The organism is Micromonospora sp. NPDC048930 (assembly GCF_043197935.1).
Lineage (GTDB): Bacteria > Actinomycetota > Actinomycetes > Mycobacteriales > Micromonosporaceae > Micromonospora.
Window position 1 is genome coordinate 321480 of record NZ_JBICUB010000003.1, and the last position, 25662, is coordinate 347141.

The following is a 25662-nucleotide window of genomic DNA, read 5'->3' on the forward strand; positions in this document are numbered from 1 at the left end:
TGGGAGCGTTCCCGCAGCTCGTCCGAGCGTGCCCGGTCCACCCGCCGGTGTCAATGTCTCGCGGTGTTTCGCGGCGAGGAGCTGGCCGCGCGACCGGGGTAGACCGCCGGCCGAGCGGAGCCGTCCTCGCCCGGCGACCCGCGACGAACGCCACACCCGGCGATGGCGGACGCGAGCGGCGTCACCGCAGCTCCGCTAGCCTGCAGGCCGAGCATGGACACGATTCGGCCGAGCAGTCGGAGGGTATCGGGTGCGGGTGCTGCCAACCGGTGACAACAACAACGCGGACGGTGCCACCGCCCCGACCCCGGGGCGGAAGCGCCGCCGCCACCGTCTGCTGATCTTCCTGGCGGTCTTCACGCTCCTGGGCGGCTCCGGCCTGGTCGCGGGGGGCTACTACTTCGACAGCGTGCCCACCCCCACCGACCTCAAACTCCCCGAGTCGACCACGGTCTACTACGCCGACGGCCGCACGCCGATGGCGAAGCTGGGCGCGGAGAACCGCACCATCGTCCCGTACGACCAGATGAACGACTCCGCCAAGGAGGCCATCGTCGCGGCCGAGGACCGCACCTTCTGGACCAACAAGGGCGTGGACTTCTCCGGCGTGCTTCGTGCCGCCTGGTCGAACCTGACCGGCGGCCAGCGGCAGGGCGCCTCCACCATCACCCAGCAGTACGCGCGGGTCGCCGCCGACCTGCGCGGGGTCACCTACTCCCGGAAGCTGCGCGAGGCGGTCATCGCCTGGAAGCTGGACGACAAGTACAGCAAGGAGGAGATCCTCGGCTTCTACCTGAACACCGTCCCGTTCGGGCGGGGCGCGTACGGCATCGAGGCGGCCGCGCAGACCTACTTCGGCAAGACGGTGCGCCGGGACGCGCCGCCGGCCCAGCAGCTCACCCGGGCCGAGGCGATGGTGCTCTGCGCGATGGTGAAGCAGCCGGAGGCGGACCCGAACGACCCCGAGGGCTCCCCCGGCTACGACCCGGCCCGCAACGCGAAGGCCAAGCAGAACTCGATCGACCGCTGGAACTACATCCGCGACGGCATGGTGAAGCTGGGCTACCTCACCCAGGAGGACGCGGCGAACCTGGCGTACCCGGACGACGTGAAGCCGATCGACAAGAACACCGGTCAGTCCGGTCTCGACCGGCCCACCGGCCTGGTGGTCAACCACGTGCTCGGCGAGCTGCGCCAGACCGAGCAGTTCAAGGGCAAGCCGGACGACGTCATCCGCGACGGCGGTTACCGGATCGTCACCACCATCGACAAGCGGGTCCAGGACGCCGCCGAGGCGGCCGCCGACATCCGCCGCGACACCGCGCCGGAGGCGGTCCGCGGCCAACCCGGCAACTGGCAGGCCGCGCTCGTCGCGGTGGAGCCGGGCACCGGCCGGGTGCTCGGCTACTACGGCGGCAACGGCGGCGCCAGCGGCGCCGACTACGCCGGCTGGTACGTGGACGAGAAGGGGCAGGCGCGCGGCTTCGGCCAGCACCCGCCGGGCTCGTCGTTCAAGGTGTACGACCTGGCCGCCGCCGTGGAGAACGACATCTCCGTGAAGCAGCGCTTCGACTCGCCGGACACCAAGGAGTTCCCCGAGTCGGGGCGGACCAAGGACAGCCCGGCCGGCCCGATCCGCAACGCCGAGCACGCGCCCTGCCAGCCGAACTGTGCCCTCTGGGAGGCCACCGTCGCCTCGCTGAACGTCACCTACTTCGAGCTGACCGAGAAGCTGGGCGTCGCCAAGGTCATGGACATGGCCAAGCGGGCCGGGGTCAACTCGATGTGGGAGACGGTCAAGGGCAACCCGCAGCCGCAGCGGGTGGACCTGCGCGACCAGCCGACCGAGGAGGTCGCCAAGCGGTTCTCCACCGAGGTCGGCATCGGCCAGTACGGCATCAGCGTGCAGGACCACGCCAACGGGATGGCCACCTTCGCGGCCGGCGGCAAGCGCGCCGAGGCGCACTTCGTCCGGTCGGTCACCAAGGGCGACGACAAGATCTACACCGAGCAGCTCAAGGAGACCGACCTCGGCCTGGACAAGGAGGCCATCAACCAACTCGACTGGACGCTGCGCCGGGTGAAGGCGGCCAAGCTGGACAACGGCTGGGACTCCGCCGGGAAGACCGGCACCTGGCAGGCCGGGCAGAGCACCACGCAGAACGTGCACACCTGGATGGTCGGCTGGACCGGAGCGCTGGCCTCCGCCGTCTGGCTCGGCACCACCGACGGCAAGCCGCTGAAGACCAAGAACGGCAGCTACGAGGTGTACGGCTCCACCGGGCCCGGACCGATCTGGCGGCAGTTCATGGAGCAGGCCACCGCGGCGATGAAGCTCGACCCGGACAAGTACCGGTTCGGCGAGCCCGCGTTCCCGAACGACGCCCCGACCGGCGGCCCGGCCTCGCCCGTGCCGGCCACCTCGGCCCCCTCGCCCACGGCGCAGCCCACGCCGAGCGCCGAGCCGTCCAGCCCCAGCCCCAGCCCGACCAAGCGGCCGACGCCACTGCCGACCTGGTCGCCGTCGATCAGCCCGCTACCGAGCCTGTCACCGTCGCGGACCAAGCGACCGGGAGGCTGAGCGCCCCGGCGGCCGTCCCCGTCGGGGCCCGGCCGCCGGCCGGCGGTGGCATGATCGGCTCGTGGAGCAGTCGACGGGGGACGCGGTCCGAGCCGCCTGGGCCGCGCTGGGTGGCGACCCGGAGGCCGCGGACGCGGTCGAGCTGCGCGGCCCGGCGGCCACCCTGCCGGCCCGGCTGCCGGTCACCGACCTGGCGGTGGCCTGCGTCGCGGCCGCCGGGCTGGCCGCGACCGAACTGGCCCGGGCCCGGGGCGGCGACCTGCGCGGTCCGCTGGCCGTGGACAGCCGGGCCGTGGCGGTCGCCTTCACCAGCGAGCGGCACCTGCGGGTGGACGGGCAGGCGTTCACCGGGTTCGCGCCGTTGTCCCGGTTCTGGCCGACCGCCGACGGCTGGGTCCGCACCCACGCCAACTACCCGCACCACCGACACCGGCTGCTGGCCGCGCTGGGCCTCGACCCGGACCGGACCGACGACGACCTGGTCGACCCGGTGGCGAAGCGGCTCCGCGAGCGACCGGCCGGCGCCGTCGAGGAGCAGGTGCAGGCCGCCGGCGGGCTCGCCGTCGCGACCCGTACGCCGGCCGGCTGGGACGCCCACCCGCAGGCCGTGGCGGTCGCCGCGGAACCGCTGGTCCGGCTGGCCGCCGACGACGCGACGGCACCCCGCCCGCTGCCTCCCGCACCGCCGGGCCTGCCCGCCGCCGGGGTACGGGTGCTCGACCTGACCCGGGTGATCGCCGGGCCGGTGGCCACCCGGTTCCTGGCGCTGCTCGGCGCGGACGTGCTCCGGGTCGACCCGCCCGGCCTACCGGAGATCGAGGCACAGCACCTGGACACCGGCCTCGGCAAGCGGTCCACCCTGCTCGACCTGGCCCGACCCGCCGACCGCGAACGCTTCGACGCGCTGCTCGCCGACGCCGACGTGGTGGTCACCGGCTACCGGCCGGCAGCCCTGGACCGGTTCGGCCTCGGCCCCGACGCGCTGCGCCGGCACCGGCCCGACCTGGTGGTGGCCCGGCTGTCCGCCTGGGGCCCGACCGGCCCGTGGGCGGACCGGCGCGGTTTCGACAGCCTGGTCCAGGCGGCCACCGGCATCGCGGAGGTGGAACGCCGGCCGGACGGCGCGCCGGGCGTGCTGCCGGCCCAGGCGCTCGACCACGGCACCGGCTACCTGCTGGCGGCCGCGCTGCTCCGGGCACTGGCCGAGCGCGAACGGCGGGGCGGCGCCTGGACGGTGGAACTGTCGCTGGCGCGTGTCGCGCGGTGGCTGCGGCACGAGCTTCCGGCACCGCCCGCGCCGGCCCCGGCGAACACCCCGGATCCAGCGCGCTGGTGCGACGAGCGGGACAGCCGGTGCGGCCGGATCCGGTACGCCCTGCCGCCAGTCTCGCTGCCCGGTGGGCCGCGGACCTGGGCGACGCCCCCGACGCCTCTCGGCGGTGACCCGCCGCTCTGGCTGCCCGCGTGACCCGTCTCGTCGGCACCGTACCGATTTCGGCTTGCCGATGGGCGCGAGGTTCCCTACGGTGCGTGGAGCACTTCCCGGTGCGCAGGTGACGGCTACTTCCGCTCATAACGGGGAGACGCGGGTTCGAATCCCGCCGCCGCCGACGGCGGTGTCGACCAGCGGCCCAGGTCACCTTGGCCCGCGAGGGCCGGTCGCCGTCGCCGCTCCGGTCTCGGGAGGTGCGTGCACGCCGCATACCCGGTGCGACGGACCCGGCTACTTCCCTGGCAAGGGGCCTGCGAAGCCCTGCGGTTCGAATCCGCTGACGCCGTGTCCGACCCTGATCTCGGGTGTGCGGCGTGCTCGGTTCCCGGCCCAAATGATGTTGCCGCCCCGCTGCCACGGCGCGTAGGTTGATGCCGCACTTCCCGGTGCGACGGTGACGGTTACATCTTGGAGGGGTCCACGACCCCGGTGAAGAGCCTGTCCGTCACCGGCTTCCGATCTCGGGAGGCGCGACCACACCGCACACCCGGTGCGCAGGCAACGGCTACTTCGGGATCCGCGGGTTGGGGGTTCGAGTCCCCTGAGGCCTTCGGGCTGATAGCTCAATCGGACAGAGCAGCGGACAGGCCCGTCGCCGACTTCTGATCTCGGGTGTGCGCTGTGGAGGCGTCTCCCCCTTCTTCGACCGACACGGGGGACGTCATGGCGAAGTTCAACCTCAAGCTGCGCCACAACCGGCACGCCACCGACCGGATCGTGACCGCCGAGGGCGCGCCGGGCTTCGCCCGCGAGCCGCGCGCCGAGCTGTTCCTGCTCGCCGTGTCGAACATGGTTGGCGAGGACACCTTCTACGAGGGCGCCGCTGAGCGGGACGCCCGGTTCCGTGAGCTGGTCGCCGCCGTCGCGGTCGCCGACCCCGAGTGGTTCGGCCGGTTCGTGCCGTGGCTGCGTACCGGCGCGTTGCTGCGTTCGGCGTCCGTGGTGGCGGCCCTGGAAGGGGCCCGGGCACAGGTCGCCGCCGGCGTTCCGGGTTCGCGGGCGATCGTGGACGCCGCGTTGCAGCGCGCCGACGAGCCGGGTGAGGCGCTGGCGTACTGGCTGGGTCGGTACGGCCGGGCGCTGCCCAAGCCGGTCAAGCGAGGCGTGGCCGATGCCGTCGTGCGGCTGTATCACGAGCGCAGCCTGCTCAAGTACGACACCGAGACCAGCGCGGTGCGGTTCGGCGACGTCATCGACCTGACCCACCCGGCGGCGAGGAACGAGCGGCAGGGTGACCTGTTCCGGCACGCACTGGACCGGCGCCACAAGCGCGACAACCCGCTGCCGGCATCGCTGACGGTGCTGGCGGCCCGGGCCGAGCTGATGGCCCTGCCGGTGGAGCGGCGCCGCGAGGTCACGGACCCGGCGGTGCTCGACGCGGCCGGTATGACGTGGGAGGCGCTCGCCGGCTGGCGCCAGACCACCATGGACGCCGCGGCGTGGGAGGCGATCATCCCGACCATGGGCTACCTGGCGTTGCTGCGCAACCTGCGCAACTTCGACCGGGCGGGGGTCAGTGACGCGGTCGCCGAGATGGTGGCGGCCAAGCTGTCCGATCCGGGCGAGGTCGCCGGGTCGCGCGTCCTGCCGATGCGTTTCCTGTCGGCGTACAACGCCGCGCCGAGCCTGCGGTGGGCGTACCCGTTGGAGAAGGCGTTGCAGCACGCGCTGGCGAACGTGCCCGCGCTGGACGCGCGGACCCTGATCCTGATCGACACGTCGGGGTCGATGCACAGCGCGTTCAGCAAGGACGGCACGCTGCGCTGCTGGGACGCGGCCACCGTGTTCGGCCTCGCGCTCGCCGCCCGCGCGCAGGACGCGACGGTGGTGTCGTTCTCCAACGGCACCAGGGTGTTCCCGGCCGTGACGGGCGAGTCGGTGCTGGCGGCGGTGCGCCGGTTCAAGGACGACGGCTACTTCTTCGGCGGCGGGACCGAGACCGAGAAGGCCGTACGGGCGCACTACCACGGGCACGATCGAGTGGTCATCCTCACCGACGAGCAGGCGCACTGGCACGGTTCGGCGGAGGTGGCCGCCGCGGTGCCGGCACCCGTTCCGGTGTACACCTGGAACCTGGCCGGGTACCGGGTCGGGCACACGCCGACGGTCGGGAACCGGTACACGTTCGGCGGTCTGTCCGACGCCGCGTTCGCGATGATCCCGCTCATCGAGACCGGGTCCCGCGACCATTGGCCGTTCTGAGGCCCGTCGCGGCTGTCGACCTCACCCGAGGCCGACAGCCGCGCGACGGGCCGGTCAGCCGGCCAGCACCAGCTCGCGCAGCCGGTCGTCGAGGGTGCTCGCGTCCACCCCGCCCGGCCAGCCGCGCAGCAGCGCGCCGCCCTTGGCGACCACCACCACGGCCGGCGGCTCGCGGACCGCGTACGAGCGCGCGACGGTGCCGTCGCCGTCGACCACGACGGGGTACTCCACCCGGTGCTCGCGCAGGTAGCGCTGCAGGTCCGCCGGTTGGTCCCCGGTGGCCACCCCGACGAGGACGACCTCGTCCCGGTGGCGGCGGGCCAGCTCGCTCAGGGCGTCCTGCCGCTGCGCGCACAGGTTGCACCACGAGGTGAAGAAGACCAGCACGACCGGGCGGTCGGCCCACAGGTCGGCGAAGGCGACCCGGCTGCCGTCGGTGAGCCCGCCGGTGACGGCCGGCGCGTCCGGCGCCCCGGACGGGGCGGGTCGCAGCGCGAGGCCCGCCGGCGCCGGGCCGGGCAGCGCCGCCGCTCCCCCGACGACCGGCTCCGGCCGGCTCGGCGGACCGTCGCCGCCGGAGCAGGCGGCCGTGGAGAGGACGCCGGCCAGCGCCAGCGCGACGGCGGCGACGGCGTACCGGCGGGTCACGACGGCACCACCGCGACCAGCGCCGGCCCCTCACTGCGGTTCGGGGTGAGGGTGATCGGCGGGTGGCCGTCGACGACCAACCGGTAGGCGTCCCGGGCGGCCACGTCGACCGGCACCGCGAACTCGCAGTACGTCGGCACGCGCGTCACCTCCAGGTCCTCGGCGAAGGTCGCCACGGAGGTGCCCGGCGACAGCGCCCCCTCGGCGAGCGTGTGGCCGGCGGCGTCGATCACCTGGAACGGCGCCCGGTTGTGGAAGTGGGTGTAGGGGCCGGTGCCGGCGCACTCCACGCCCTCCGGCCGGATGTTGATGTCCCGGACGAGCACCCGTACGGTCATCGCCGACCGTGCCTCCTCGGCGTCACCGCACGCGGCCAGCGCGCCGGTGAGCAACGGCGGCAGCACCAGCGCTGCCAGCAGGCGTCGCATCTGTCCTCCCAGGTCGTCGGGGCCACGGCCCGGGGCGGCGGGTCGCACCGCCCCGGGCCGTCGGGTGGCTCAGCCGAGCAGCGCCCGGGGTCGCTCGACCCGGCACTGGCTGGTCACGGTCCTGCTCGGGTCGCTCTCCGACGTGGCGGTGAGCGTCACCAGGGTGGTCGGGCTCGCGTCGCCGGCGGCGCCGACCGACACGGCCACCGGGGTGCTGGCGCCGAACTCGGCCGTCGCCAGCTCGTTCGGCAGCTGCACCCGCCAGCCCTGGCCGTCGACGGTCGCCGAGAGCCGGTACACGTCGGACTTCAGGTACGCGCTGGCGTCCTCCGGGTGCTGCTGCTCGCCGGCCACGTACGTCCCGGTGTTGGTCAGGTCGAACGTGCAGGTCGCGCCCTTGCCGTCCGGCTGTTCGCGGGTGACCAGGGAGCCCTTGGACAGGGCCACCCCGTGCTCGCTCGGGCCGGCGCCGTCGAGCGACCGGACCGCCACCGTGTACGACAGCACCCCGTCGGCGTCCCGGCGCAGGTTGAGCACGTAGAAGTGCAGCCGGTTGGCCTCGTCCACGTACTCGTACTCGCTGCCGGAATTGGCGCCGGCGTGGAACAGCGCGTCGGACAGCTGCCGGTAGTCGCCCATGGTGATCTTCTGCGGCGTGCCGTTCGGCTGGTAGAAGTCCACCATGTCGATGTCCTGCGGGTTGGCGTCGACGACCCACACGAACGGGGCCCGGTCGGCGTTCTTGGTCTTGCTGAGCAGCACGCCGTTGTCCGGGGTGAACGAGTCCGCGCCCATCCGGTCGACGACCTCGACCGTGTAGTTGTTGAATCCGCCACCGTCGCAGAGCGGGTCGGTGGTGGTGCTGCACGTCGGCGAGCGGTCCGCGTTCATCGCGATGTTGATGCCGGTCAGCCCGCCCGGGCCGGCGTCCACCGCACGGGCGGTGACGTCCGCGACCACCAGGCCGGAGCCGGCCAGCGCCTCCCGCGACAGCCGCAGCACGTGCTCCTCACCGAGCAGCCCGATCTTCAGCTTGTCCCGCACGGTGTGCAGCGAGCCCATCGAGCCGCCGTTGACCGGCGGGATCTGCCAGCGGGTGTGCGGGCCGCCCGGACCGTTGAAGGAGCCGCGCGACATCATGCTCCAGATGCCGGTGTACGCGCGGCGCAACGGGACGCCGTACGGGTTGTTGTAGTTGTCCCCGATGCTCAGCAGGTGGCTCAGCTCGTGCGCGTAGACGCCCATGCCGGAGCTCTCCGCCTGGGTGGAGGAGCCGCCGCCGGCGTTCGGCCAGATGGTGGCCGCCGCCTTCCAGGAGGTCCACTCGACGTACCGGGTCTTCGCGTAGTTGGGCAGGGTGGGGTCCGGCGGGCCCCAGGCGTCCGGCACGTCCTCCTTGGTCTGGAACATCATCTGGCCGAACTCCTGCCAGGTGGAGGACTCGTCCTGGCCGGCGGAGAGGATGAAGACCAGCTCGAAGCTGTTGGCCACGTCTTCGCCGACCGCCGCGCGCCAGGCGCCCAGCCCGTCGGTACGGATGTTCCGGGCGCAGGTCTCCCCGGACGGGCAGGCGCCGGGGTTGAAGCCGTTGTCGATGCCGTACTGGTAGGACTTCGACGGCATCTCGTACGGGCCGAAGCCGGTCAGGTCCACGCCGTACCGGCCGTTGGAGTCCTGCATCCAGTACTCGTGCAGGGTGTGTCCCCGGTTCAGGTCGCCGGGCTTGTTGAGGAAGTCGGTGTAGAACCGCGCGACCCGGTCCCGGGACACGTTCGCGGCGCTCGCCTGCGGGTTGCCGAAGACCGAGGAGCCGGCCGGCCTGGTGATGACGAACGGCTGGTCCGGGTAGTCGAGCGTGACCAGCGCGATCTTGAAGTTGCGGACCGATCCCCGCACGTTCGGGTCGGCCCAGTTCTTGTGGGGCACCGGCCGGTAGTCGTCCCAGGTCATCGTGTCCGGGTTCTGCCAGTGCTGCGGGTCGAGCACCTGGAACGGGGCGGTCCCGTCCGGCGGATCACCCGGCGCGGCGGAGGCCGTCCCGGCGGCGCCGGTCACGACCAGGACGGTCGTGACCGCGGCGCCCAGGACCGAGCGCCACACCGCACGCCTGTTGGGCAGAAGGTGCATGGGGTCACCTCTCAGGTCGGGGGCTCAGGGGGCGGGGCGATCGGGGCGGCGGTTCCGGGCCGCGGCGTCGCCGAGCCCGGGGGTCGTCGCGGTGCGGGCGCACGCGCCGTCCCGCATGATCAGTCCCGATGCCGAATCTAGGAGCCGGCTCGCGCGCCGGTCACCGTGCAGATGTCGGCAGGTGCAGCGACGACTTCCGACACGTGCAGGACGCAGTGGACGCGGCTACCCGGCGGCGGCCCGCATCGCCCGCCGCATGTCCCGGCACAGTTGCGCCTCGGTCTCGGGCGACAGCGCCCCGCGCGGCGGCCGGCACGGCCCGCCGTACCGTCCGGCCAGCCCCATCGCCAGCTTCACGGCCTGCACGACCTCCGGCTGGGAGTCCCAGCTGAGCAGGTGGTACAGCTGCCCGTACAGCGGTAGGGCCGCCGTCAGGTCGCGGGCGACGCACAGCCGGTGCAGGCGCAGGCAGAGCCGGGGCAGCGCGTTGGCGCAGTGCCCGATCCACCCGGTCGCGCCGCACACGGTCAGCTCCAACAACGCGTCGTCGGCCCCGACGAGGAGGTCGAGGTGGGGACAGAGCTCGCGGACCCGGTGCAGCCGGCTCACGTCGGTCTCCCGCACCGCCACGATGCCGTCGGTCTCGGCGATGCGGGCCAGCAGTTCCGGGTCCAGGTCCACCGGGGACTCGGTCGGGTCGTGCGACACCACCACCGGCAGCCCGACCGCGGCCACCTCGCGGTAGTGGGCGACGACCTCGGCGGCGGCGGCCGGGTACCCGACCGGGGGCGGCGCGAGCACGGCCCGCGCGCCCGCGTCCCGGGCCTGTTCGGCCCACTGCCGCGCCTGCCGGCTGCCGTACCCGCCGACGCCCGGCACCACGGCGCAGCCCGCCGGCGCCGCCTCGACGGTCGCGCGCACCACGTCGGCGCGCTCGCCGTCGGACAGCGCCCGGTACTCCCCCATCGGGCCGCACGGCGTCACGCCCTGGCAGCCCTCGTCGGCGAGCCACCGCACGTGCTCCTGGAGCCGGTCGTAGTCGACGGAGAGGTCGGCCCGGAACGGCGTGGGGACGGCGACGACGACGCCCAGCCAGGGCTTGGTTGCGGCCACCACGTGTTTCCTCCCGGTGCTCCGCGCGGGCGTACCCGCCCCGACGGGACGACCCGCCCCGGCCCGTCGGGGCCGGCATCCGCACACGTTAGGGGACGCCGCCGCGCGCGGTCTTCCGACAGATGCCGGAACCGCCGCGGCCGGACCGGGTACGGCTGTCGCGGCGCAGGTCGGGAGGAGGTGACCGCCGACGGGTCCGGCAGGGGCGGACCGCGGCGGGCTACCGGGGCGTCAACACGCAGAACTCGTTGCCGTCGGGATCGGCCATCGCCACCCAGCCGGCCTCGCACTGGCCGGTGTCGATCCGCGTCGCCCCGAGGGAGAGCAGACGGTCGACCTCCGCCTGCTGATCACCGTGGGCCGGCGGAGCGAGGTCGAAGTGCAGCCGGTTCCTGCCGGTCTTCGGCATCAGCGGTGGACCGCCCCAGGTGATCTTCGGGCCGCCGTGCGGCGAGCGGATCGCGGTCTCCTGGTCCTGATCCCAGACCAACGGCCAGCCCAGCGCTTCGCTCCAGAAGTAGCCGACCTTCTGCGTACCGTCGCAGGCCAGCGCGCCGATGAAGCCGCAGTCGGCAAGGAACTTGTTGCCCGGCTCGATGACGCAGAACTCGTTGCCCTCGGGGTCGGCGAGCACCACGTGGCCCTCGTCCGGGCGTTGTCCGACGTCGATGTGCCGTCCGCCGAGCGCCAGCGCTCTGGCCACCGTCTGCTGCTGGTCCTCCAGGGAGGTGCTCGTCAGGTCGAAGTGCATCCGGTTCTGGCCGACCTTCGGCTCCGCGGTCGGACGGAACCGGAGCCGGAACCCGGTGTCATCACTGGGCAGCAGCGCGGCGCCGTCGGGCAGGTCGTCGGCCAGCTCCCACCCGAGGAGCCCGGACCAGAACCGCGCGAGACGCGACGGTTGGCTCGCACCGATGCCGAGCGCGAACAGTTGAGAAGTCATCCCGCTGCCTCTCCGATCCACTGACCGACCGCTGTCGACCGGCGTCCTGTCCGCCCGCCGGACGGAAGCCTAGGGGTGCACCGCGTCGTGCGCAGCCGAGTATTCGCGGGCCGCCACCACCGATCACCGGCACGCGTGAGCCTACTGAGAGGTAACGGATTGCGCGGCCCACCAACATCTCGGAAGGTAGGGCAACGGTCCTACCAGCGACGTCCAGGCCGAGCCGTGCGGGGGACCGCCACGGCGGTCGGGCTGGTCCCGGGAGCAGCGCATGCGCATGGAACTGCAACGCATCGTCGACCGGGTCGCGGCGCGGGTGAAGCGGCCGGCACTGATCGAGGACCGCCGGCAGCGGGTCGTCGTCTACAGCGAACAGACGGGCGTGATCGACGGGGTACGGCGCAGCTCGATCCTGCGGCGGCACACCAGCCCGGAGGTGATCGCCTGGGCCCGGGAGATCGGCATCATGGAGGCCCGGCAGCCGGTCCGCACCCCGGCCTGCCCCGACCTGGACCTGCTCCCCCGGGTGTGCGTGCCGATCCGGCACCAGGACCTGCTGCTGGGCTTCGTGTGGTTCATCGACGCGGCCGACGGGATGACCGATGCGGACATCGCGGTGGTGGCCGAGGCGATGCCGGACCTCTCGCTGGCGCTCTACCGGGAGAACCTGCTCGGCGAGCTGACCTCGCAGCGGGAGGCGGAGGCGACGCGGACGCTGCTCGTCGAGTCGCCCGAGGCGCGGCGGGAGGCCGTCCGGTCGCTGCTGACCGACGGGGTGGTGGCCCGCGACGGTGAGGTCACCGCCCTGGTCGCCCACCTCGTCGTGGCTCCGGACGACGTGCTCGACGACGCGGCGCGAATCGCCCTGGAGCACGCCCTGGTCGCCACCCGCCAGTGGGTCGGGTCCCGGGAGACCCTGCACCTGGTCCGGCACGACCACGGGGTGCTGCTGCTCTGCGGCGGGCGCAGCGCCGGCCGGGTGGCGCCGGAGGACGCCGCCGGCCACCTCGACCAGGCGCTGCGCGGGGCCACCCGGGGGCTGGGGTCGGTGGCGCGTACGGTCCTCGGCATCGGGGACTCCCGGCCCCGCCTGTACGACAGCCTCCGGTCCTACCAGGAGGCCTTCCAGGCGGCCCGGGTCGCCGTCCAGCTGCCCGCCCTGGGTCCGGTCGTGCCCTGGTCCGAGCTGGGCATCTACCGCCTGCTGTCCGGGGTGGACGCCCGCCATCTGGACGCCGCGCGAGTGCACCCCGGGCTGGGCCGGCTGTTGGACGACGAGGCCCATCTGGTGCTGCTGGAGACCCTGGAGGCCTACCTCGACCTGGCCGGCAACGCCCATGCCACCGCGGAACGCCTGCGGCTGCACCGGACGACGCTGTACTACCGGCTGCAACGGGTGGAGCTGCTCGCCGGCACCGACCTGAAGGACGGCAACGAGCGGCTCTGCCTGCACCTGGCCCTGAAGCTCGGCCGGCTGACCGGCCAGTACCAGCCCACCCGTTGACCAGCGCCCGGACCGGCGCAGGCCGGCGGGGCAGGCCGGGCGGGGCGGGGCGCCGGTGCCGGGCGCCCCGCCCCTGGCTCCTACAGTCCGGCCGCCTCGGCCGCCGCCCGCCCGCCGACGACCGGCAGCGTGATCCGGCTGCGGTCGAAGTGGACGGTGATGTGCGCGCGGGTCTGCTTGGCCCGGCTGCTGTATCCGGAGTACGAGCCGAGCAGCACCACCCCGATCTGGTGGCCGGCGTCGAAGACGTAGTCCTCGGGCAGCAGGTTCAGGTCGACCGCGGTCCTCAGCCCCGGCACCAGCGGCACCGACGTGGACAGCGAGTCGAGGTTGAGGCCGTCGATGACACCCTTGGTGACCAGCTCCTGCGGGTTGGCCGCGACGTTCTTCGCCACCTTCCGGTAGCAGGCGTCCTCGGCGAAGCCGCCCCAGTCGGCCGTCCCGCCCCAGCAGTCCTCCTCAGTCAGCGTCCGGACACCGTCCCCGGCGGTGCTGAACCGCTCACGGGTGCCGTAGTCGACGAGCAGCCCGGCGAAGCTGGTGTCCTCGCCGTCGACGGTCGCGTTGATCCGGACCACCGGAGTGCCCGAGATGTGCAGCGGCGCGGTCAGCGGCCCGGAGAGGAAAACCAGCCGGTTCTCGGTGTTCGCGAGTGGGTCCGACGGGTGGCGGATCGCGTTGCTCTGGCTCATCGTCGGGGTGTCCTGGAAGGTCGCCGACGCGTTGCCCGGGCCGGGCCGGACGGACAGCCCGCCCGCGTTGCCGGCGGCCGGCGCCTGGAGGAACACCTGGGTGGGCTGGGTGTCCGGCAGCGGCCAGGTGGGAGCCGTCTCCCAGACGTCGGGCGCCCGCTCGAGGTCGACGGCCGGCTCCCGCATGATCCCGTTGTCGATGCCCTGCAACCAGTGGTCGAACCATCGGTGCAGGGTGTCCACCCAGGCGGCGCGCCGGAAGTCGAACGGGTCGACGTGGCCGGTGCCGGTCAGCCAGAGCTTGCGCGGCACCCCCCGCTCGCCCAGCGCGGCCCACCACTTGCTGAAGTGGTCCGGGCGGACGTTGTCGTCGTTGATCCCGTGCACCACGAAGACGCTGGCCGTGACCCGGTCGGCGTGCGGCAGGTAGTCCCGCTCCGCCCAGAAGTCGTTGTAGTCCCCGGTGACGTCGTCGCCGGCCGGACCGAGGGCCGCCCGCACCGGGGCGCAGTACGCCCGCCGGGCCGGGTTGGTGACGGTGTTGGCGAGGCTGCCCGAGTAGTTGTTCGCCCGGGTGACCAGACCGTTGCTGCGGGAGTAGTCGTACCAGCTGGAAATGGCGGAGATCGGCACGATCGTGGTCAGGCCCTCGACCCCGCTGGCCGCGGCGGCGTTGGCCAGCGTGCCGTCGTACGACTTGCCGATCATGCCGGTCCGGCCGTTGTGCCAGTCGGCGACGACCTCGCGACCGGCGGCGTCGTGCCCGGGCCGGCGTCCGTTGAGCCAGTCGATGGCGGTCGGCGCGCTGATGTTGTCGGCCCGGCCGCCGGTGACCGGGCAGCCGGTCGAGTTGTTGGTGCCGATCATGTCGAGCAGGATCACCGCGTAGCCGCGCGGGACGAAGTAGTTGTCATAGAAGAGGGGCCACCGGTCGTTCAGCCCGTCGCCGTCGACGTCGGCCTTGCACTCGCTCTCGTTGCCGCGGCACACCGTCGAGTAGTACGGGCTGGCGTCCATCACCACCGGCACCTTGAGCCCGTTCCCGCTGACCTTCGGCCGCATGATGTCCATGGCCACGACGTCCCGCGCGCCGTCGCCGTCGGTGTCCACGTCCGAGGTGACGAAGATCCGCTCCCGGATCGCGTCGGCATAGCCGAAGACCGGTTGGGTGACGCCGCCCTCGATCACCAGTCCGGGCCGCTCGTCCGCGCCCGGCCGGGCCGACGCGCCCGTCGCCGGCAGGCCGGTGGCCACGACCGCCAGCGCCACCACCGCGGCCCGCCAGGCAAGTCTTCCTCTTCGCATCCGCGTGCTCCTCCTCCCCGCACCGGCCGTCGACCCAGCGGGTACGACCCCTCGTTCCGGTGGGGAGGCGACGCCGCCGCGACGGTCGCACCGAACCTACGAATCGACGGACGTCCGGGTCATCGGACACCTGTGGCGAATGACCGGGGCCTTCTCCTACGCCTGTCGCACCGTCACGGCCGGGTCGTCGCCCCTGACCCGGGGTCGCGGGCGCCGAGGTAGGGCAGGCTTGGCTGGCTGGCAGAGGCGGTCGGCGATCGGCAGGATGGGCCGGTGAGCACAGAGGTAGGGAGCAGGGACGGCGTCGTCGAGGCGGCGTCACACGGCGGCGAGCCGCACCACGCCGGCGGCCTCGCCAGCCGGTTGAACTGGCTGCGCGCCGGGGTGCTGGGCGCCAACGACGGCATCGTGTCGGTGGCCGGCATCGTGGTGGGCGTGGCCGGCGCCACCCCGGCCCGTGGGCCGATCTTCACCGCCGGCCTGGCCGGTCTGGTGGCCGGCGCAGTGTCGATGGCGCTCGGCGAGTACGTCTCGGTGAGCAGCCAGCGCGACAGCGAGCGGGCCCTGCTGGACAAGGAACGCGCCGAGCTGCGCGACATGCCGCAGGTCGAGCTGGCCGAGCTGGCCGCGATCTACGAGGCGAAGGGGCTGCGGCCGGAGACCGCCCGGCAGGTGGCGGTCGAGCTGACCGCGCACGACGCCCTGGCCGCGCACGCCGAGGCCGAGCTGAAGGTGGACCCGGAGAACCTGGCCAGCCCGGGCCACGCGGCGTTCGCCTCGGCGGTGGCGTTCGTCACCGGCGCGCTGCTGCCGCTGCTCGCGATCCTGCTGCCGCCGCCGGCGCTACGGCTGCCGGTGACGATCGCGGCGGTGCTGCTGGCCCTGGGCATCGCCGGGGCGGTGAGCGCGCGGATCGGCGGCAGCAGTCCCCGGCTGGCGGTCACCCGGGTGGTGCTCGGCGGCGCGGCCGGCCTGGCCCTGACCTGGGGCATCGGTCACCTCTTTGGCACCGCGGTGAGCTGACGCGACGGTGCCGGGCACGGGAGGCGTCCCGTGCCCGGCACCTGCGGAGGACCTACAGGTCGCGGACCCGTACGTCGCGGAACTCGATCAGGTCGTTCGTGCCGTGGTTCTGCAACCCGACGAACCCGCTGAGGAACTGGCGCAGGTCGGTCGGCGGGTCACCGGCCCGGGACGACGCCTTGCCCGGCGTGTTGTCGAACTCGTTGATCACCACGCCGTTGCGGATGATCGTGTAGTGCTGTCCGACCACCCGGACCTCGTAGTCGTTCCACTGGCCCTTCGGGGTCACTCCGGCCTTGTCGAGCCCCTGCGGATCGAAGTTGTAGATCGACCCGGTCTTCTGCGGCTCGCCGGTGGGACCGTCGTAGATCTGGATCTCGTGGCCGCAGTAGATCGCCACCCACGCCTGCGAGGAGCGGGCCGAGCCGACCGTGCCGCAGCTGCCCTCCGGCCGCTGGTCCAGCGGCGTACGCGGGTCCGGGAACCGGGTGAAGACCCCGCTGTTGGCGTACGTGCTGCCGGCGGAGACGTCCCGGAACTTCAGCCGCAGCGAGAAGTCGGCGAACTCGTCCTTGGCGTACCAGAGCATGCCGAGCCCACCCGAGCTGCGGATGGTCCCGTCGGACTGCAGGAGGAACGAGCCGCCGGGCGCCTGCCGCCAGTCGGCGAGCGACGCCGCGGTGCCGTCGAACAGCGACCGGTACCCGGGGATCTTGCCGATCTGCGACTGGGCGGCGGCGGTGTTGAGCTTCGTCGCCTCCTTGTTGTCCAGCACGCTGCCGCGCAGGTCGTTGACCACGTCGGCGACGTGGCTGACGAACTGGCCGTGGTTGGTCCAGCTCCGCTCGTCGTCGATCAGGTCGTTGACCGTGCAGCCGCCGCCGACCTCGTGGTTGGCCACCCCGGTGTCGGTGTCCAGCAGCTGGACGGTCTTGTGGGTGTCCGGCGCGGGGCAGCCCGTGGTGACGGTGATCTTCGCGGTGGAGACCTGGCCGTCGGCGTACGTCACCTTGAGCGTGGCCTCGTAGCTGCCGTAGCCCGCGTAGGTGTGGGTGGGGTTGGCCTCGTGCGACGGCGCGCTGCCGTCACCGAAGGTCCACTCCCACGCCACGCCGCCGGACCGGGCCGACGAGAACGCGATCGTCCTGGGCTGGCTCGGGGTGACCGGCCGCCAGGTGGCGTCGCTGGCCCGCGGCGTCGCCTCGCCACCGGTGTACGTGACTCGGATCAGCTTCTGGTTGCTGTGCAGGCTGAAGAAGCCACCGGCGTAGTCCAGCATGTACAGTGCGCCGTCCGGGCCGAACTTGGCGTCCATCCAGGACTGGAGCTGGGTGCCGCCGTTGCCGCCACGGATGATCTGGCGCAGGTCCTCGGCGAACGCAGGCGGGCCGGCGGTGGCCACCTTGTCCGGGTCGACCGTGACGGCGATCCGGTTGTTGGCGTTGGACTCGTCACCGATGAACCACTTGTTGTCCCAGTACGCCGGCCAGGCGACACCGCTGTTCGTGTCGACCTTCTCCCGCTGGTACGTCGGGCCGTCCATGATGGCCTGGCCGCCGCCCTTGAGGTACGGCTGGGTGAAGGTCTCCTCGCCCAGGACGTACGAGGGCAGCCCGCTGCCGTCGGTCCGCTTCGGGAAGACCGGGCCACCGCCCTGCGGCGAGTACCAGATCATGTTGTTCCGGGCGGGCGGGATGTTGACCAGGCCCGTGTTGCGCGGCGAGGTGTTCTTCAGGTTGTCGCAGTCGTACCAGCCGGTCAGCACGTTGGCGTCGGTGTTGCTGCGGTCCCGGTACGGCTGCTTGTTGCCCATGCAGTACGGCCAGCCCTGGTTGCCGGCGGAGGTGATGATCGTGGCGGTCTCGTACTTCGCCGGGCCCAGGTCCGGGCTGGGCGCGCCCGCGTCGGGGCCGACCCAGGCGGCGGTCAGCCAGTGGTTGACCGGGTCCCAGGCGATCCGGGCGATGTTCCGCACGCCCATCACGTAGATCTCCGGGCGGGTCTTGCCGCCGCCCTCCTCCTTGCCGGTGAACAGGTTCCCGGCCGGGATGGTGTACGTGCCGTCGGCCTCGGGGTGGATCCGCAGGATCTTGCCGTTGAGGTCGTTGGTGTTGCCGGACGTACGCCGGGCGTCCTGGAACGAGGTGCCCTTGTAGTCCTGGGTCCAGTTGTTGCCGGAGTAGCCGTTGGAGCCGCCGGAGGAGTTGCTGTCACCGGAGCCGATGTAGAGGTTGCCGCTCTCGTCGAACGTCATCCCGCCACCGGCGTGGCAGCAGCTGTGGATCTGGGTGTCCCAGTGCAGCAGGTCCTTGCGGGTGCTCTGGTCGATCGTCTGCTTCGCCGCGTCGTAGGTGAACCGGGACACGGTGCGCTGGCCGATCCGCCGGTCCCGGTCGATGGACTCGTGCGGCATCCAGTAGACGTACACCCAGCCGTTCTCCGCGAACTTCGGGTCGAGGGTGATGCCGACCAGGCCCTCCTCGTTCTTGACCAGCTCGCTGCCGCTGCCCCGGTTGCCCATCACGGCGAGCGTGGTGAGCAGCTTGACCTGCTTGCTCTTCGGGTCCCAGCGGTGGATGGTGCCGCAGCCGAGGCCGACCTTGGGGTCGTCCCAGCTGACGATCGGGCCGCTCGGGCAGGCCGCCTTGCCGATGTAGAAGACCCCGCCGTCGGGGGCGATGGTCAGGCCGTGCGGCTCGCCGATCTGGTCGAGCTGGCCGGGCTGGTTGGTGGTGGTGAGCCGCTCGATGCGGTAGTTCGCGGCGATGGTGGCCTGGCAGTCACCGCGGACCAGGCCGGCCGTCCACTTTATCGCGCCGGCCAGGTGGTTCTGGAACCGCTCGTCGCTGGTCCAGCTCGCCTCGGTCCGCCCCATGCCGGTGTAGAAGGAGCGCCCGCCGTCGTAGTCCTGGCACCAGGAGATCGGGTGGAACGCCCCGTTTCCGCTCAGGCCCGCGTTGTAGGTGTTCTCCTCGACCTGGGCGACGGTGTGCACCCGGCCGATCGGGCTCGGGTCCCAGTTGATCCACTGGTCGGACCGGGTCCACGTCAGCGGCAGGCCCTTGTTCGCCGGGTGCTGCCGGTCGGTGACGTCGATCGTGGCCTGCTGCACGGTGGTCTCCGGCGCGGGGCCGGCGTCCGGGCCGATCAGCCACAGCTCGGCCAGTTGGATCAGCGGTTCCCCGCTGTTCTCGGTGACGTTGAGCCGGTAGTGCTGGTAGGCCGTGGTGTTGGTGAAGCTGTACTGCTTGGTCTGGAACCGCTGCGGGAAGGTCTCGTTGCTGCGGGTGTCCAGGTCGGTCCAGGTGGTGCCGTCCTGGGAACCCTGCAGGGTCCAGTTCTTCGGGTCCCGGCCGGGGAAGTCGTTGGCCGAGGTGAGCGCGTACCGGCTGACCGCGACCGGCTTGGCCAGCTTCACCGCCAGCCAGCCGGTCGGCGAGAAGGTCAGCCACTTCGTGCCGGTCGACCCGTCGATGGCCCGCGCGGCGGTCTCGTTCGGCGGGTTCTCCCCGCTGGCGGTGGCCGAGACCGCCTTCTCCGCGTTGGGCAGGCCGGCGGCCGGGCGGGTGCCGATCAGGCCGGTGAACCAGGACGACTCCGGCTGGGCGCGCGCCGCGTCGTGCACGCCGACGAAGCCGCCGCCGTTCTTCACGTACGCCTGGAAGGCCGCCTCCTGCGCGTCACTGAGGGTGACGCCGTTGGCGGAGAGGAACACCACCGCCCGGTAGCGGGCCAGGTTGCCGAAGCTGAACACCGCCGGGTCGGCGGAGTCGTCGACGGTGAAGCCCTGCTGCTCGCCCAGCGAGCGGATCGTCGTGGTGGCCTTGGCCACCGGGTCGTCCTGCTTGTCCACCGGGCCGTGGAAGACCAGCACCTTCACCGCGGCGGCGGCCTCGGCGGCGGCCGCCGGCGTCGGGGCGAGCGTCTGGCCCGGCAGGGCCAGCAGGCCGAGCCCCAGGGCGGCGCTGAAGGCCAGGGCCCCGACCCGGCGGCTGGTGCCGGGGCGACGCGGAGCGATCGACGGGGACGGGGTGGGTGTGATCGGTCCCGTCGGGTCGGCGCCGAGGCGACCGATCCAGCGGGAGAACCGGAAATGGCGTCTGTGGGCCATCTCGACTCCTTCTGGTTGAAGGTTTCCGGGTTCGTCGATCGGCCGGTGAGAGTGAGGCGCTCACCGGACGAGGGCGTACGGGTCCACCGGCGCCACCCCTGTGCGGGTGGCCGGTGCGGCGGTGCGGGTGGCGGTGCGGCCCGGTGGCTGCCGGTCCTCGACGCTGAGGCCGGCAGCCACGGACCCGTCAGTTGTGCTGGTGCGCGCCGCCGTCGGCGGCGGGCGCGGCGGCCGCCGCCGGGGCGGCGGCGCCGTGCTCGTGGTCCATGCCGGGCGGCATGTTCCCGTTCTCGTCCAGGACGTGCAGCATCGTCGACATCCCGGCGTCGGAGTGGAACTGCATGTGGCAGTGCAGCATCCAGTGACCCGGCCCGACCGAGTCGCCGGCGACCACGCTGAACCCGAACGTGTCGCCCGGGCCGAGCGTCTTGTTGTCGATGACCGCCACGGTGTCGGCGAACGGCTGCCCGTTGGGCACCGTGCCGGTGCGGGTGTCCGCCCAGGAGTGCCCGTGCAGGTGGAAGGTGTGCATGTCGTTGCCCATGCCGACCACCACGAACTCCACCCGCTCCCCCTTGCGGGCGACCAGGCAGGTCGGGCCGGGCTGCGGGTTCACCTCGGTGCAGGTGTCGGTCGCGGTGCCGCGGCGCAGGTTGATGCTCTGCCGGTCACCGAAGACCACCGTGTAGGTGCGGTCCGGCTTCGGGTCGCCGGGGCGGCGGACCACCAGGCCGCCGAAGAGACCGGCGGAGAGCCCCTGGGTGCCGTGCGGGCCACCCACCACGTGGTCGTGGTACCACCAGTACCCGGCGGTGCCCTGCGCCCCGGTCTTGGTGTTCCGGGGCTGGGCGTACCAGGTGTAGGTGCGGGAGCCGCCGGACGGGACGTACGACCCGCTCTGCACGGTGCCGTCGGAGTCCTGGGTGTACTTGACCCCGTGCACGTGCAGGGAGACCCCCAGCGGGTGGCTCGGGTCGGTCCGCAGCGCCGCCAGGGTCGCCTCGGGCACCAGGTTGTGCAGGGTGATGGCGAGGCACTCCCCCTCCATCATCTCCATCAGCGGGCCCGGGTAGGAGGCCGTCTCCGGGGTGAGGCCGTAGCCGAGCCGGATCTGGGTGCCGTCCTTCGGCAACTCCACCGCGTACAACTGGATGCTGCGGTCCGGCTTGACGCAGCCGTCCGGACGCTCGGCGAACATCCCGGTCCGCGCGGCGGCGAACCCGCCGGCGCCGACCAGGGTGAGCAGCACGACCGCCGCGACCACCAGGATCCGCCGGGCACCGGTACGCGACCGCGCCGGCCGGTCCTCCGCCGGCTCCGCCGACCCGGCCGGCTCGGGCGCCGGGTCCTCGACCAGTCGCCAGGCGCTCATCGGGTGCCCCGCAGCTCGATCATGCGCTGGTAGCTGCGCTCCGCCGCGCCCAGCGAGCCGGGCGGGTTGGGCTGGGCGCCGGGCGCGGAGTCCTGTTCCCAGAGGAACTCGAAGCGGCCCCGGCCGGTCAGCTCGCCGAAGAACTCGGCGAACGGGATCACGCCCGCGCCGAACTCCACGTCGGCGTAGGAGTTGCCCTGCTGCGGGTTCGCGAACGGCACGCCGTCCTTGACGTGGAACAGCGGGTAGCGGTCCGGGTGGGCGTTGACGTAGTCGACCGGCCGGAAGCCCGGGTACTTCCGGGCCCCGCCGTACGCCCACAGGATGTCCATCTCCAGGAACACGTACCGGGGGTCGGTGAGCTCCAGGAAGAGGTCGTAGAGCCGCACGTCCGGGCGGTCCGTGGCGAAGGCGAACTCGATGGTGTGGTTGTGCTGGTAGAGCTTGAGGCCGCGGGCGGCGGCGGCTTCGCCCCAGGCGTTGAACTCGGCGGCGGCCGCCTGGTAGCCGGCGATCGTCCGGTTGCCGGTGGGCGCCTCGGCGGTGCCGAGGGCGGGCATGCCGAGGATCTCGGCGACGTCCAGCTCCCACTCCAGGTTGGTGCGGAAGTCCCGCAACCCCCGGTGGCTGCCGGCCGCCTTCAGCCCGTTGTCGTCGAGCAGCCGGCGGATCTGCTCCGGGGTGATGGCGCCGACGGCACCCTGGGTGTAGCCGGCGAACTCCACCTCCCGGTAGCCGATCCGGGACAGCTCCTCGAACACGGCGGCGAAGCCGACCTGGGCGATCTTGTCCCGGACGCTGTAGAGCTGGATGCCGACGTGCCCCTGCGGGATGAGCTTGCCCTGGCCGCCCTGGTCGGCCCCGGCCGGTAGCGCGCCGGCCAGGCTGGCCGCGCTGACCGCGACCGTGGAGCCGGCGAGCCCGCGCAGCAGGGTCCTGCGGTCGATCCTGTTCCTTGCCATCATGTGATCCCTTCGCTCGCTCAGCAGCAGGTGTTCCCGGCGCCGCCCGGGCAGCAGGCGGTCAGCGGGGCGATCCGCACGTTCCGGAAGCTGACGACGTCACCGGTGCCGTGGTTCTGCAGGCCGACGTATCCGCTGGCGCTCTGCCGCCCGGCGCCGCCCGGGTCGTCCGCGCGGGGCGGGCTGAAGACGGCGTCGGGGGTGTTGACGTACTCGTTGATCAGCACGCCGTTGCGGAAGACGGAGTAGTGCTGGCCGACCACGCGGATCTCGTAGTCGTTCCAGGTGCCCTTCGGGGTGACGCCGGCGCCGGCCAGGTCGACCCGGTCGAAGCCGTACACCGAGCCGCTCTTGTACTGGTCGCCGTCGGGCCGGTCGAAGATCTGGAGCTCGTGGCCGTACTTGATGGCGACCCACTCGGGCCGGGACTCGGTCGGGTGGTTCCGCACGTCGGGGAAGCGGACGAAGACCCCGCTGTTGGCCCGGCCGTCACCGGGGGCCTCGTCCCGCCACTGCAACTTCAGGGAGAAGTCGCCGTACGCGGAGACCGGGTACCAGAGCATGCCGAGCCCCGGCTCCGCCTTGCTGGTGACCGACCCGTCGGCGTTGCGGCTGAAGCCGCCCGCGCCGACGTGCTGCCAGCGGCCGAAGGAGGCGGCGGTGGAGTCGAGGATCGGCTGGTAGCCGTCCTTGCCCGCCGGCTTGCCGACGCCGGAGCGGCCGGCGGCGCTGACCAGCTTGCCGTGCTCGGCGTGGGTGATGACGCCCAGGTGGTGCAGGTGCTCGGCGACCGCGGTGACGTACGAGACGAACTCGCCGTGGTTGGCCCAGCTCCGCTCGTCCTCGATGACGTTGTTGATGGTGCAGTCGCCGTCGACCACCCGGTTCGGTACGCCGCTGTCGACGGTGCCGAGCCAGACGGTCGGCCGGGTGTCCTTCACGCAGTCCGGCTGCGGTCCGCTGGCGACCACGGTGAACGCGACCGAGGCGGCGGCGGAGGTGTTGCCGGCCTTGTCGGTGGCCCGGTAGCTGACCGTGTGCTGGCCCGGCCGGTCGACGGTGACCGGGACGGCGTAGCGGGTGTAGAGCTCCCCGTCGAGGGAGTACTCGATCCGGTCCACGCCCGAGCCGCTGTCGGCGGCGGTCAGGGTGACGGTGGCGCTGCCCACGTACGCCCCGGTGTCGTCGAGCTGCCCGGCGAGGGTGGCGTTGACGGTCGGTGGCGTGGTGTCCGGCGCGGGCGGGTCGACCACCGTGAACGACGCCGTCTGCGGCGACGAGGTGTTGCCGGCCTTGTCGGTGGCCCGGTAGCTGACGGCGTGCTGGCCGACCTGGTTGACCGTGACCGGGGCGGTGTACGCGGCGTAGGGCTGCCCGTCGAGCGAGTACTCGATGCGGTCGACCCCGGAGCCGCTGTCGGTCGCGGTCACGGTGACCGTGGCGCCGCCCACGTACGCCCCGTTGGTGTCCCGCTGGCCGGTCACGGTGGCGCTGGCCGTCGGCGGGGTGGTGTCGGCCGGGGCCGGCTCCACCACGGTGAACGACACCTGCTGCGCCGGCGAGGTGTTCCCCGCCTTGTCCGTCGCCCGGTAGCTCACGGTGTGCTGCCCCGCCTGGTTGACGGTGACCGGTGCGGTGTAGGCGGCGTAGGCGCCGCCGTCGAGCGCGTACTCGACCTTGTCCACTCCGGACTGGGTGTCGGTGGCGGAGAGGGTGACCGTGGCGCTGCCCACGTACGCCCCGTTGGTGTCCCGCTGGCCGGTGACCGAGGCGGTCACGGTCGGCGGGGTGGTGTCCGTCGGGGCAGGCTCCACCACGGTGAAGGACACCTGCTGCGCCGACGAGGTGTTCCCCGCCTTGTCGGTCGCCCGGTAGCTGACGGTGTGCTGGCCCGGCTGGCCGACGACGACCGGCGCCGAGTAGGCGGCGTACGGCTGGCCGTCGAGCGAGTACTCCACCCGGTCGACGCCCGAGCCGCTGTCCGACGCGGCCAGGGTGACCGTGGCGTTGCCGACGTACGCCCCGTTGGCGTCCTTCTGGCCGGTCACCGTGGCGGTGACGGTGGGCGGGGTGGTGTCGACGGGCGGCGGCTCGACCACGGTGAACGAGACCTGCTGCGCCGACGAGGTGTTGCCGGCCTTGTCGGCGGCCCGGTAGCTCAGCGTGTGCTGACCCGGCTGGTTCACCGTCACCGGCGCGCCGTAGGTGGCGTATGCGGCCCCGTCGAGGGAGTACTCGACCGTGTCCACCCCGGACTCGGTGTCGGTGGCGGAGAGGGTGACGGTCGCGCTGCCCACGTACGCCCCGTTGGCGTCGCGCTGGCCGGTCACGGCGGCCGTCACGGTCGGCGGGGTGGTGTCCGTCGGGGCCGGCTCGACCACGGTGAACGACACCTGCTGCACCGTCGAGGTGTTCCCCGCCTTGTCGGTCGCGCGGTAGCTCACCGTGTGCTGGCCCGGCTGGTTCACCGTCACCGGCGCGGAGTAGGTGCCGTAGGCGCCGCCGTCCAGGGCGTACTCGACCCGGTCGACGCCCGAGCCGCTGTCCGACGCGGACAGGGTGACCGTGGCGCTGCCGACGTACGCCCCGTTGGCGTCCTTCTCCCCGGTCACCGCGGCGGTGACGGTGGGGGCCGTGGTGTCGGAGCTGCCCCCGCTGACCACCAGCAGTCCGGTCATCCCGCCGTGGCCGGGAATGGAGCAGAAGTACCGGTAGGTGCCTGGGGAGAGCACCACGTCGACCGTCCAGCGACCCCCGTTGGCGTCCGTCGGATCGGCCAGGATGTTGACGTCGACGTCGCTGTTGTACCGGCTGTCACCGGTCTCGAACGTCAGGGTGTGCTGCATCCCGGTGGTGTTGCCGGTGGCGGCGCTGTTCTCGAAGACGAGGGTGGCCGGGCCGGCGACGGCGGTGGTGGGCGCCGACCGGTAGGCGAGGAAGTTGTCGCCCGCCGTCCAGGTGAGCACCTGGGCCTGCAGGGGCGCCGGGGCGGCGGCCGACGCCGACCGTTCCGGGTCGGCCGGCCGCGCGTTCGCCGGGGACGAGGAGAGGCCGGTGGTCAGCAGCGCCAGGGCGGCGAGGGCGGCCACCGATCTCCGGAGCCGGCTCAGGGAATGCCGGTCCCGCGGTGGATGTGGGTTCATGGAAGCCTCTTTCACG

15 protein-coding genes are annotated in these 25662 nt (G+C 72.7%); 5 read left to right on the forward strand and 10 right to left on the reverse strand.

Going from position 1 to position 25662, the window contains the following annotated elements:
* Positions 1 to 250 precede the first annotated feature (250 nt).
* The 3 genes from ACGFI9_RS10375 (at position 251) to ACGFI9_RS10385 (ending at position 6275) form a co-directional block, all read left to right on the forward strand.
* A complete protein-coding gene (locus tag ACGFI9_RS10375; protein WP_393177220.1) occupies positions 251 to 2581 on the forward strand; it encodes a transglycosylase domain-containing protein in 2331 nt (776 codons plus the stop codon).
* A 61-nt stretch (positions 2582 to 2642) separates the two neighbouring features.
* Positions 2643 to 4049 carry a CoA transferase gene (locus ACGFI9_RS10380; protein ID WP_393177222.1) on the forward strand — a complete coding sequence of 469 codons (1407 nt, stop codon included), beginning with the start codon at positions 2643 to 2645 and terminating at the stop codon, positions 4047 to 4049.
* A gap of 687 nt (positions 4050 to 4736) precedes the next feature.
* Entirely contained in the window at positions 4737 to 6275 is a 1539-nt protein-coding gene (locus ACGFI9_RS10385; RefSeq protein ID WP_393177224.1) for a TROVE domain-containing protein, read from the forward strand.
* Positions 6276 to 6329: 54 nt separating this feature from the next.
* On the opposite strand, the gene ACGFI9_RS10390 is transcribed toward ACGFI9_RS10385, so the two are convergent.
* From ACGFI9_RS10390 to ACGFI9_RS10410, 5 genes are all read right to left on the reverse strand, one after another.
* Positions 6330 to 6923 (reverse strand): TlpA family protein disulfide reductase, encoded by a 594-nt coding sequence (locus ACGFI9_RS10390; protein WP_393177226.1) that lies wholly within the window; start codon positions 6921 to 6923, stop codon positions 6330 to 6332.
* Complete coding sequence (locus tag ACGFI9_RS10395; protein WP_393177228.1) at positions 6920 to 7351, reverse strand: hypothetical protein; 432 nt, start codon at positions 7349 to 7351, stop codon at positions 6920 to 6922. The genes ACGFI9_RS10390 and ACGFI9_RS10395 overlap by 4 nt, the downstream gene beginning before the upstream one ends.
* A 69-nt stretch (positions 7352 to 7420) precedes the next feature.
* The gene (locus ACGFI9_RS10400; protein WP_393177230.1) at positions 7421 to 9478 is read right to left on the reverse strand and encodes a M6 family metalloprotease domain-containing protein; all 2058 of its coding nucleotides are present in this window, start codon (positions 9476 to 9478) and stop codon (positions 7421 to 7423) included.
* 225 nt (positions 9479 to 9703) lie between these two features.
* The gene (locus tag ACGFI9_RS10405; RefSeq protein WP_393177232.1) at positions 9704 to 10591 is read right to left on the reverse strand and encodes a dihydrodipicolinate synthase family protein; all 888 of its coding nucleotides are present in this window, start codon (positions 10589 to 10591) and stop codon (positions 9704 to 9706) included.
* A gap of 220 nt (positions 10592 to 10811) precedes the next feature.
* The gene (locus tag ACGFI9_RS10410; RefSeq protein WP_393177234.1) at positions 10812 to 11534 is read right to left on the reverse strand and encodes a VOC family protein; all 723 of its coding nucleotides are present in this window, start codon (positions 11532 to 11534) and stop codon (positions 10812 to 10814) included.
* 271 nt (positions 11535 to 11805) lie between these two features.
* On the opposite strand from ACGFI9_RS10410, the gene ACGFI9_RS10415 reads away from it, so the two are divergent.
* A complete protein-coding gene (locus tag ACGFI9_RS10415) occupies positions 11806 to 13038 on the forward strand; it encodes a PucR family transcriptional regulator (RefSeq protein ID WP_393177236.1) in 1233 nt (410 codons plus the stop codon).
* A gap of 80 nt (positions 13039 to 13118) precedes the next feature.
* Here the strand turns inward: ACGFI9_RS10415 and ACGFI9_RS10420 are convergent, their stop codons facing one another.
* Complete coding sequence (locus ACGFI9_RS10420) at positions 13119 to 15035, reverse strand: Xaa-Pro dipeptidyl-peptidase (RefSeq protein WP_393177238.1); 1917 nt, start codon at positions 15033 to 15035, stop codon at positions 13119 to 13121.
* 273 nt (positions 15036 to 15308) lie between these two features.
* On the opposite strand from ACGFI9_RS10420, the gene ACGFI9_RS10425 reads away from it, so the two are divergent.
* Positions 15309 to 16058: a VIT family protein gene (locus tag ACGFI9_RS10425; protein WP_393177240.1), complete on the forward strand. Its 750-nt coding sequence runs from the start codon at positions 15309 to 15311 to the stop codon at positions 16056 to 16058.
* Positions 16059 to 16110: 52 nt separating this feature from the next.
* Here ACGFI9_RS10425 and ACGFI9_RS10430 read toward each other — a convergent pair whose 3' ends face one another.
* The 4 genes from ACGFI9_RS10430 to ACGFI9_RS10445 all read right to left on the reverse strand — a co-directional run bounded on the left by ACGFI9_RS10430 (position 16111) and on the right by ACGFI9_RS10445 (position 25646).
* Positions 16111 to 20169: a ThuA domain-containing protein gene (locus tag ACGFI9_RS10430; RefSeq protein WP_393177242.1), complete on the reverse strand. Its 4059-nt coding sequence runs from the start codon at positions 20167 to 20169 to the stop codon at positions 16111 to 16113.
* 187 nt (positions 20170 to 20356) lie between these two features.
* On the reverse strand, positions 20357 to 21541 hold the full coding sequence (locus ACGFI9_RS10435; protein ID WP_393177244.1) for a multicopper oxidase domain-containing protein: 1185 nt from the start codon (positions 21539 to 21541) through the stop codon (positions 20357 to 20359).
* Complete coding sequence (locus ACGFI9_RS10440; RefSeq protein WP_393177246.1) at positions 21538 to 22503, reverse strand: sugar phosphate isomerase/epimerase family protein; 966 nt, start codon at positions 22501 to 22503, stop codon at positions 21538 to 21540. Before ACGFI9_RS10440 ends, ACGFI9_RS10435 begins: the two co-directional genes overlap by 4 nt.
* A gap of 20 nt (positions 22504 to 22523) precedes the next feature.
* Positions 22524 to 25646 carry an OmpL47-type beta-barrel domain-containing protein gene (locus tag ACGFI9_RS10445; RefSeq protein ID WP_393177248.1) on the reverse strand — a complete coding sequence of 1041 codons (3123 nt, stop codon included), beginning with the start codon at positions 25644 to 25646 and terminating at the stop codon, positions 22524 to 22526.
* Positions 25647 to 25662 lie beyond the last annotated feature (16 nt).